A 9,503-nucleotide genomic window follows, 5' to 3' on the forward strand; every position below is an offset into this window, starting at 1 on the left:
GATGAAAACCAATAAAGGAGTCTATAGTCAGGATGAGTGAGAAAAAAAGTTTATTCAGCCGATGGCTCCGGGGCGTGGGGCAATTTAAGGAGAACATAAAAAGCCAGTTTGCCCGCGTTTGGTCACAGGAAAAAACCGGAGAAAAGGACTGGGAAGCGCTGGAGGAAATGCTCATACAGGCCGATATCGGTCCGGGTTTTTCCATGGAAATTGTCGAGGGGTTCCGGAAACTCAAAGAAACAGCAGGCCAGCAGGAGGATTGGCGGGACTGGCTATATAAGGTTCTTTTAGCCGAACTCAGAGACAATGTCAACACGCTCTTCCCTGTTGCTCAAAACAATGCTTTGAAAGCAATTCTCCTGGTTGGAATCAATGGAGTGGGAAAAACGACTGTAGCCGGAAAACTTGCGTACCGGGCTCGCGAAGAGGGAGAAACGGTGAGCCTGGTCGCGGGTGACACCTTTCGGGCGGCGGCCGTTGAGCAGTTGGAAGTGTGGGCCCAACGTTCCGGAAGTCATTTTTTCAGGGGTTCGCATGGTGCTGATCCGGGGGCGGTCATCTTCGACGGGATTGACGGCTCGCTGAAAAAAGGAGATACGTTGGTGATTATCGACACAGCCGGCCGGTCACATGTCAATAAAAATCTCCTCGGGGAACTTGAAAAAATAGGGAAGATCGTATGTCGGCAGATTCCCCGGCAAAACGTGAACACCCTCTTAGTCATCGATGCGATGGCTGGGCAAAACGCCTTTCTCCAGGCGGAAGCGATCGGTCGCGTGGTTCCCCTCGACGGAGTGGTGCTCACCAAATGGGACAGCCAGGCCCGGGGAGGGATTGTTTTTCGAATCCGCAAGGAACTGGGATTGGCCATCAAGTATGTTGGAGTGGGAGAAAATATTGATGACCTGATTTCATTTGACTCCGATCAATTCGTCAGGGCCCTGGTTTTCGAGGAAACGGTTTCTTGACAGAGTCAGTATTGAATATTATTATCTTTGATGTTCTCCATGTGTTTATGATCTGTCTGCGGCGGGTTGTTCCGGACAAGAGATGCGGGTTGATATCCCCGGTGTTCACCTTCTCCCTTGCCTCATTTTCCTGTTCCCTATTTACGGCATTCCGGAGAGACGGGGATCATCGGTGCAAGGAATCGAGGGATTGTTCCAATGTTTGACGCGTTAGTGGGAAAATTGGGCGGCCTTTTCAAAAAGCTTCGCAGTAAAGGCAAGCTCAGCGAACAGGACGTCGATGCTGTTCTGAAAGAACTCCGGATGGTCCTCTTGGAGTCCGATGTTCATTTTCGGGTGGTTAAAGATCTGGTCGCCCGGGTGAGAGAGCGGGCGGTGGGGAAAGAGGTTCTGGAAAGCGTCACCCCCGGGGAAATGGTAATCAAGGTACTCTGGGAAGAGATCCGAATTGTTTTGGGAGGAAGCTCCCGCAATCTGGATACGTCCGGGGCCTTTCCGGCGCTTTTTCTATTGGTCGGCCTGCAGGGTTCGGGAAAAACGACAACCTGTGGTAAGCTCGCTACACTTTTGAAAAAGAGGGGGATGGCGCCTCTCCTCACTTCCACCGATACCCGGCGTCCCGCGGCCAAAAACCAGCTTGGCGTGTTGGCTGGTGCGGTGGGGGTGGATTTCTTCGACGATGTTTCCGTGCGAACACCTCTTGCGATGGCCAATAAAGCACTGGTATACGCTCGAAGCAAGAGTCTTGATTGCGTGGTGGTCGATACGGCCGGCCGTCTGCATGTCGAAGAGGAACTCCTCGCGGAATTGAAGGAACTGGTTCAGGGAATTCATTTCCAGGAAACATTTCTGGTTCTCGATGCCACCACCGGTCAGGAAGCGGTGAAAGTTGCCCAGGCTTTTCAGCGTTGGGTGAACCCTACCGGACTGATCCTGACCAAGATCGATACCGACGCGCGAGGTGGAGCGGTCTTATCCATCGTTGCCCAGACCGGGTGGCCGGTGAAGCTGGTAGGTATGGGTGAAAAGATGGACCAGTTGGAAATATTTCACCCTGAACGTATGGCCAGCCGGATTATGGGGATGGGTGACACCCTGACGCTGATTGAAAAAATTGAACGGGCCATCGACGATGAGGAAAAGAAGAAAATCCGGTCAAAATTCGAAAAAAAGGAGTTGGACTTATCGGATTTTCTCGAAGAGTTGAAGAGAGTCAAGAACCTCGGTTCCATGGAAGAAATAATGGGCATGCTGCCCGGACACTTCAAGGTCAACATAGCCCGGGAAGATAGTGAAAAAAGTCTTAAAAGAGTCGAGGCGATTGTTCAATCGATGACTTTCAAAGAACGATCGGTTCCCGGAATCATAAACGCCAGCCGTAAAAAACGGATTGCCCTGGGAAGTGGAACCACGATACAGGACGTGAATAAGCTCTTGAAGCAATTCGACGATTTCAGGAAACTTTGGAAACAGATGCATAAAGGAGGTAAAGTACCGCGAACTTTCCAGAAACGAGGACTGTTCGGCTGGGGAATGTAACCGGTGGAAAAGTTCAAGAAACGAATTGAGAATGAAACTCAGGAAAGGAGAAGTCTTCGATGGCAGTCAAGTTGAGATTGACGAGAATTGGGAGGAAGCGCCTTCCCCACTATCGAATCGTAGCTGTTGATTCGCGCAATGCCCGGGATGGGAAGTCTCTCGAGATTCTGGGTACTTATTCACCGATATCTGAACAACCGGTGAAATCTCTGAAGCCGGAACGTATCCGTTACTGGCTGGATAACGGGGCCCAGGCTTCGGATAAAGTGCGTTCCATATTGAAACGGGCATTAGAGGGAGTATGACGTGAAAGATCTCGTGGAGTATATGGTCAAAGCCCTGGTGGATAACCCGGACAAGGTCAATGTTTCCGAGGTGGAAGAGGAACGGTCGGTTATCTATGAAGTCAGGGTTCTCCCGGAAGATATGGGAAAAGTGATCGGGAAACAGGGAAGGATCGCTCGCTCGATCAGGACAATTGTCAAAGCCGCCTGTATAAAAAGCAAAAAGAAAGCGGTTGTGGAAATTTTGGAATGAATTAGAATGGTTTTTTCCCGGAGAAATAAGCCTGATGGCAGGCCGTGGCCGGGAATCTTTCCGGTCCGGTATGAGGTACCGAAGCATTGAGAATCTTTGTAGGTCAGGTCCTCAGGTTTCATGGAACCCAAGGGTCAATCAAGGTCAGGCCGCTCACTGACCGACCGGATCGTTTTCAGATCGATGCCCATCTTCTTCTGGGCATACCGGGGTCTTCTTTTACACCGGTATGCGTGGAAAGCCTTGCGCCTTTAGGAAAGGATCTGATCGTTGCGTTTCACGGCCGTCCAATTCCCTTATGTGAGCCGCGCATATCGCGCTACTGGCTTGCCGTTGATGAGGAAGGCTCATCAACTGGAGAAGGGGATACCTTTTATCACTATCAACTCGTGAATCTGCGGGTACTTGACCGGGGCAAATATGTTGGGGTGGTCCGTGATATCGTGTTTCATGACCCGTATGATTTTCTGGTGATCGAGGGCGACGGTAAGGAGTATCTTATGCCTTTCATTGCCGTATATTGCCGGAAGGTCGATATCGAAAAGGGATCGCTTCTTGTCCATTGCCCGGACGGATTTTGGGAATGATCCTGCGTATTGACATAGTGACCCTGTTTCCCGAATATGTCGAAGGGTATCTGAACACCGCTCTTCTCAAGCGGGCACGCAAACAGGGCCTATTGAAGTATAAGGTACACAACCTCCGGGCTTTTACAACTGATCGATATCGTACGGTAGACGATTACCCTTTTGGCGGAGGGCCGGGAATGGTTCTCAAGCCGGAACCAATATACCGGGCGGTTCGTTACATTCACCATTGTACCGGGAATGCAGGCCGGGTTTTGATCATGAGCCCCCAGGGGCGGATCTTTACCCAGGAAATTGCACAGTGCCTGGCCGAAGCCAGCCATATGATCATGGTCTGTGGCCGGTATCAGGGGATCGATGAGCGGGTGATCGACCTGTGCCGGGCTGAAGAAATTTCAATCGGAAATTATGTACTCTCCGGAGGAGAACTCCCCGCGCTGGTGATTGCCGAAGCGGTGATCAGACTGGTTCCCGGAGTTTTAGGTGACGAGGATTCAAGGAAGATCGATTCCTTTCAGGCGGGAATTCTGGGCTTTCCACAGTATACCCGACCCAGAGACTATCAGGGTAAACTGGTTCCGGAGGTTCTGGTCTCCGGGCATCAGGCTAGGATTGACCAGTGGCGGAACGAGCAGGCCCTGATCAAAACACGAGTCTACCGCCCGGACCTGATTCAGGATACGATTGTCAAACACCCACTCGAATGATATAGTATAACACGGTTTTTTCCGGACCAGAACAAGAAAGCCGTCGCTTGGCGAGAGGATACCGGGAGGAGAGAATCATGGATAGGGACAGATTATTGAAAGTCGTGGAATCACCCCACTTGAAAGAGGTATCATTAGTTGAGCCCGGAGATACGGTCCGGGTTCATTTCAAGGTCGTCGAAGGAGAAAAGGAGCGTATACAGGTCTTCGAAGGAATAGTCATCGCGATCCAGGGCGCGGGAATCAACCGTTCTTTTGTGGTCCGTAAAATATCTTTCGGTATCGGAGTGGAGCGGATTTTTCCGCTTCATTCACCGCGCATCGACCGCATTGAAATTTCCAGAAGGGGGAAAGTGAGACGGGCGAAGCTTTATTACTTGAGAAATAAGAGTGTTCGGGACTCACGCATTGAAGAAAGACGCGAAAACTAAAAAAAAGAGCGCCTTGCGGGAATTGATTGAAACTATTGTTTGGGCATTGGCCATCGCCCTTCTGGTGAGGCATTTCCTTATCGAGGGTTTTTATATTCCCTCGGGGTCCATGCAGCCGACCTTACTCCCCGGAGAACGGGTTTTGGTGGCTAAACTCCCCTATCGTTTTTTAGAGCCACAACGGGGGGAAATCGTCGTTTTTCGCTATCCAATCGACTCACGGAAAAACCTGATCAAGCGTATTGCCGGTATGCCGAATGAACGAATCAGGATCGGGGGCGGCAGGGTGTATGCCGACGATGTACCGCTGGAAGGCGGGTTTTTTAACGAAACGTATTATTTCGATATCGGTTTTTACGGTCAGGGTGAACAACTTATTCCGGACCGATCATATTTCACATTGGGAGACAACAGCCAGAATAGCGACGACAGCCGGTTCTGGGGTTTTGTGCCCCGCGGGAAAATTATCGGCCGGGCGTTTCTAGTCTACTGGCCACCTCACCGAATAAGGATTTTACGTTAATCAGATGCTTGAAGATGAATTGTGGGCCAGAGGTATCCAACGGATTGCCGGAATCGACGAAGCCGGACGCGGAAGCTTGGCCGGCCCCCTTGTCGCTGCCTGTGTCGTGTTTGCCGGGAGAAGCGACTTAACCTTATACCGGGATTCGAAAAAACTTCAACCCAACAGCCGGGAAAGACTCTTTGACCGGATCATTCAAAAGGCTGAATCCGTGGGGATTGGCATGGCCGATGAGCGGTTGATCGATTTAGTCGGTATCCAGAGGGCGAATCGCCATGCTTTTCGGGAAGCGCTCGATCGGGCGTTTTCCCGTCCGGCCCCTGATTATTTACTGCTGGACTGGCTGGCATTACCGGGAATCCCGATTCCATCGATGGTTCTCAGCAAGGCGGAAAGTCGAAGCTTTACCGTTGCCGCCGCTTCGATCGTCGCCAAGGTGTGGCGGGATCGGATTATGAAAGAATGGTATCATGCATCTTTCCCTCAATATGGTTTTTCCGCGCACAAGGGATATGGAACACGACTTCACCGGGAAAGGATTTCCTGTTTCGGTCTGTCGGACGCTCATCGGAGGTCGTTTTGTGGGAAATACGAAAAGGACTCCTCATACGGGACGGAGCGGAGAAGCGGCGGCCCGGCGCTTTATCGAGAAACACTTGGGGATGAGAGTATTCGAAACTAACTTTCGTTCCCCCACTGGTGAGATCGATATTATCGCCTGGGAAGGAAAGACCGTCGTTTTTTTCGAAGTGAAATCCCGGGAACGACTTTCCGCCGGATTGCCGGAAGAATCGGTGACGCCACGGAAACAACAGAAAATTCGCAAAACCGCCTTGGCTTTTTTACTAAAAGAAGGCTTGAACCCTCATCATACTACCTGTCGTTTTGACGTCATCTCCATCATCTACCGCTCGGGCGATCCTCAGATTAACCATATCCCCAATGCGTTTTGAGTTTCCAGAGTGGATCATGGCTTCTGTTCATCAGTCTGTTGATCCCGACCGGCCAACCGTCGTGAAAGTACAGGACTGTTTCTCTTCATGAAAATCCCCACTGGATATTTCCTCAATATTGGGGAATAAAATAAGATTTTGCTGCAAAAACTCATTTCAGCAAGGCCCCGTTGCCATCAGCCCCGCCTCATCTTACATTTTCTCGCACGCATCAATGACCACCTCCTGTTGCAGTGATGCTGAAAAGGCCATCCCTGGCCTTTTTGCGGTGCGCCCGGCATGGGCGCACGAGGAGCTAATGTCAAATGTTGGGTATGACCCATCAGGCGGCGTCCACATTCCGGCGAACTCCCTCGACGAATATAACTCCTTCCACCACTTCTGCTAACCGGGGTACTCCATCCAGCTTCCTCCATCTCTTCCCGGCACTGAGGAAGAGTTGGTGGACCATGCTGAGCACGGTAACCCGGGACCCGCAGTTCTTGGTCTTGTTGGTTCTTGGTCTGACTGTAGCCAGGGTGGATTCCACGGGGTTGGTGGTTCTCAGGTGCTTCCAGTGTTCCGCCGGGAAGTCATAGAAGGTAAGGAGCACCTCCCGGTCTTTTTCCAGGCAGTCGGTGGCCTTGGGGTATTTGGCCGGGTACTTGTGGAGGAAGTGATCGAAGGTTTTCTCGGCATCTTCCCTGGTTTCGGCCATCCCGATCTGGGGGAGGTCAGCCTGGGCTTTCCCCTGCACACTCTTGGGGAGATAATTGAGCACATTGGCGGTCTTGTGCATCCAGCAGCGCCGGGGATGGGTTTCGCCCGAGGGCTTCCGGAAAATCGTTGGTGGAGATCCCCCTTCTGGTAGAGCCAGGGGATGGGCTCCTCCCCTCCCTTTCTTTGGTCCCGTACCCGGCACTTAAAAGGCAACATTGACTTAGACGAAGAGGCAGTTGAAAAAAATCGCGAAGCGGAGTTGGGCGAAGATTAAGATCATTGTTGATACCTCGATCTGGATTGAATATTTCAAAAACCAGCCTGAAACTGTAGCTATAATTGAAAAGGGACTTTTAGCCGGAACAGTATATATGGTTGGACCGGTTGTGGCGGGGCTTTTGCATAGGGTTAAGACCGAAAAAGAATTAAAGAAGTTAACCGATTGTCTAGATGCGGTTCCATTTATTGAAAACAACTTACAGGACTGGCGATTAGCCGGTATAATATCTTTTGTCCGATTTTACACAAACGGGCTAGCAGGGTGGAGAGTCGATGGCAAGCGAGGTTGCTGTGCGCCAGGGTCAAGTAGTAAGGGGTCCTCTCTTCAACGAGCCGATGCGCGTAGAGACAGTGTGCGCCGGCGACGATGGAGTTTGGACCCTTGGTCTCGTAGGCACCCGGACTGAGCGCTTTCGCCGGGTCACACTGACTGCCCGCGACCTTGCCGGGCTCACCATCCTTAATGCTGGTTTTAAGTTTGATGGAGATGCCCGGCTCCTCGGCCTGGGCTTGCAGGCTCATGCCCTCGGCATCGCTTATGAGTTCGATCCCTATTTTGGCCTCTCCATTTCCCGAGTCGATCCCTTGCCCCACCAGCTGGAAGCGGTCTACAACTACCTTTTGAAGCTGGCCCGCGTCCGCTTCCTGCTCGCGGACGACGCCGGCGCCGGCAAGACCATTATGGCCGGGCTGCTCATCCGTGAGTTGCAGCTGCGGGGTATGGCCGAAAGGATTTTAGTCGTCTGTCCGTCCAACCTTTCCTTCCAGTGGCAGCGTGAACTCAAAGAAAAGTTCGATGAGAAGTTCATGGTCCTCAAGGGAGGAGAAATCCGTGACCAGTTTGGGGTAAATCAGTGGCTGGAGCAGAAAAAGGTCATCACCTCCCTGGACCTGGCCAAACGCCACGACATCCTTCCCGGACTCAGGCAGGTCCACTGGGACCTGGTCATCGTGGATGAGGCCCACCGCATGTCCTGGACGCCCCCGGCGCGCAAGACTGCGCGGTACGCTCTTGGCGAACTCCTCCGGGACACCTCGGATCACCTCCTGTTGCTCACCGCCACCCCGCACAAGGGCGACCCGGCCAACTTTACGCTGTTTTTACAGTTACTGGACGCAGACACCTACGCGGATGTCCGCTCCATCCGGGAGGCCATGAATCAGCGCCGGGCACCGTTTTACCTGCGCCGTACCAAGGAGGCCATGGTCTATTTCCCGCAGCGCCGTCCCGATGGTACGTGGGTGGCCGAGAAGATTTTCACGAAGCGCATCCCGAACACCGTTGACTTCCAGATCGATGGATCGGAATTCGATCTCTACGGGGAGATCACCAGATTCGTGAAGCGCCAGAGCGCCAAGGCCGCCGCAGGGGGCGATGATCCCCGCGCCCGCGCGGTCGGCTTCCTGATGTCCCTCTACCAACGCAGGCTGGCCTCCAGCACCTACGCCATGCGTCACAGCCTGGATAACCGCGCCCGGAGGCTCGAGGAAGGCCTGAAGCGTGTCCAGGAACTCGCGCGGCTGGCCCCGCCCGACTTGCCGGACCCGGATGAGATCGAGGAGATGGAGGAGCACGAGCGCGAGCGCCTGGAAGAGATGCTCGAGGCCATCACGCTCGCCGGAAACGCTGCGCAGATTCGCGAGGAGATTGCCGAATTACGTCAACTCGCCGGGCAGGCGCAAGCCGTGGAAGGCACCGGCTCAGAAGCCAAGCTGTCGAAGCTTAAAGACCTGCTCCACCAGGAGGGCTTCTTCGACCACCCGGACAGGCGCCTTCTCCTGTTTACCGAGTTCAGGGATACGCTCGACTACCTTATGGGCAAGCTCAAAGGCTGGGGGTTCCGCGTCGGTTGCATCCACGGCGGCATGAAGCCCGGCTCGCGCGACGAGCCCGGCTCACGGCTCTACTCCGAACAACAGTTCCGCGAAGGCGCCATCCAGGTGCTCGTAGCCACGGAGGCGGCGGGCGAGGGCATCAACCTTCAGGTCTGCAACATCCTCTTCAACTACGACATTCCCTGGAACCCGAATCGCCTTGAACAGCGCATGGGACGTATTCACCGTTACGGCCAGAAGAAGGACTGCCTGATCTTCAACTTTGTGGCCACGAACACCATCGAGGGCCGCGTGCTCCAGCGGCTACTGGAGAAGCTTCAGGAAATCCGGGACGCGCTCGACGACGACGCGGTGTTCAACGTCGTCGGCGAAATCCTGCCGGCGGCGCATGTGGAACGCATCCTGCGGGACTACTATGCCGGGAAACTGGGCGGCGCCGACCTT

Annotated in this window: 11 protein-coding genes and 1 pseudogene; 11 read left to right on the top strand and 1 reads right to left on the bottom strand. The window is 53.3% G+C overall.

Features of this window, described 5'->3' with window-relative positions; all coding sequences use genetic code 11:
• The first annotated feature begins 32 nt into the window (after positions 1-32).
• From ftsY to VLH40_04720, 10 genes are all read left to right on the top strand, one after another.
• Positions 33-968 (top strand): signal recognition particle-docking protein FtsY, encoded by a 936-nt coding sequence (ftsY, locus tag VLH40_04675; GenBank protein ID HSV31303.1) that lies wholly within the window; start codon positions 33-35, stop codon positions 966-968.
• Between the two features lie 198 nt (positions 969-1,166).
• Positions 1,167-2,507 (top strand): signal recognition particle protein, encoded by a 1,341-nt coding sequence (ffh, locus tag VLH40_04680; protein HSV31304.1) that lies wholly within the window; start codon positions 1,167-1,169, stop codon positions 2,505-2,507.
• Between the two features lie 59 nt (positions 2,508-2,566).
• Positions 2,567-2,812 carry a 30S ribosomal protein S16 gene (gene rpsP / locus VLH40_04685; protein HSV31305.1) on the top strand — a complete coding sequence of 82 codons (246 nt, stop codon included), beginning with the start codon at positions 2,567-2,569 and terminating at the stop codon, positions 2,810-2,812.
• 1 nt (position 2,813) lies between these two features.
• Entirely contained in the window at positions 2,814-3,044 is a 231-nt protein-coding gene (locus tag VLH40_04690; GenBank protein HSV31306.1) for a KH domain-containing protein, read from the top strand.
• 86 nt (positions 3,045-3,130) lie between these two features.
• Positions 3,131-3,631: a ribosome maturation factor RimM gene (gene rimM / locus VLH40_04695; protein HSV31307.1), complete on the top strand. Its 501-nt coding sequence runs from the start codon at positions 3,131-3,133 to the stop codon at positions 3,629-3,631.
• On the top strand, positions 3,628-4,338 hold the full coding sequence (gene trmD, locus VLH40_04700) for a tRNA (guanosine(37)-N1)-methyltransferase TrmD (GenBank protein ID HSV31308.1): 711 nt from the start codon (positions 3,628-3,630) through the stop codon (positions 4,336-4,338). The genes rimM and trmD overlap by 4 nt, the downstream gene beginning before the upstream one ends.
• Before the next feature lie 77 nt (positions 4,339-4,415).
• A complete protein-coding gene (gene rplS / locus VLH40_04705; GenBank protein ID HSV31309.1) occupies positions 4,416-4,769 on the top strand; it encodes a 50S ribosomal protein L19 in 354 nt (117 codons plus the stop codon).
• Positions 4,747-5,292, top strand: a complete 546-nt coding sequence (gene lepB, locus VLH40_04710) for a signal peptidase I (protein ID HSV31310.1) — start codon at positions 4,747-4,749, stop codon at positions 5,290-5,292. Before rplS ends, lepB begins: the two co-directional genes overlap by 23 nt.
• Positions 5,293-5,296: 4 nt before the next feature.
• On the top strand, positions 5,297-5,974 hold the full coding sequence (locus VLH40_04715) for a ribonuclease HII (protein HSV31311.1): 678 nt from the start codon (positions 5,297-5,299) through the stop codon (positions 5,972-5,974).
• Entirely contained in the window at positions 5,874-6,245 is a 372-nt protein-coding gene (locus VLH40_04720) for a YraN family protein (GenBank protein HSV31312.1), read from the top strand. Before VLH40_04715 ends, VLH40_04720 begins: the two co-directional genes overlap by 101 nt.
• Positions 6,246-6,567: 322 nt before the next feature.
• Here the strand turns inward: VLH40_04720 and VLH40_04725 are convergent.
• Positions 6,568-7,035: pseudogene (locus VLH40_04725) on the bottom strand (transposase).
• Between the two features lie 461 nt (positions 7,036-7,496).
• Between VLH40_04725 and VLH40_04730 the strand changes: the two are divergent.
• Positions 7,497-9,503: helicase-related protein (locus tag VLH40_04730; GenBank protein HSV31313.1), on the top strand; the 2,007-nt coding region annotated here is incomplete at its 3' end.

The sequence above is a fragment of the Atribacteraceae bacterium genome, from assembly GCA_035477455.1.
Classification (GTDB): domain Bacteria; phylum Atribacterota; class Atribacteria; order Atribacterales; family Atribacteraceae; genus DATIKP01.

What these genes read in the sequence shown, in the direction of transcription:
- ftsY (HSV31303.1), top strand. Translation starts at nt 33, where the DNA reads ATGAGTGAGAAAAAAAGTTTATTCAGCCGATGGCTCCGGGGCGTGGGG.
- ffh (HSV31304.1), top strand. Translation starts at nt 1,167, where the DNA reads ATGTTTGACGCGTTAGTGGGAAAATTGGGCGGCCTTTTCAAAAAGCTT.
- rpsP (HSV31305.1), top strand. Translation starts at nt 2,567, where the DNA reads ATGGCAGTCAAGTTGAGATTGACGAGAATTGGGAGGAAGCGCCTTCCC.
- trmD (HSV31308.1), top strand. Translation starts at nt 3,628, where the DNA reads ATGATCCTGCGTATTGACATAGTGACCCTGTTTCCCGAATATGTCGAA.
- rplS (HSV31309.1), top strand. Translation starts at nt 4,416, where the DNA reads ATGGATAGGGACAGATTATTGAAAGTCGTGGAATCACCCCACTTGAAA.
- VLH40_04715 (HSV31311.1), top strand. Translation starts at nt 5,297, where the DNA reads ATGCTTGAAGATGAATTGTGGGCCAGAGGTATCCAACGGATTGCCGGA.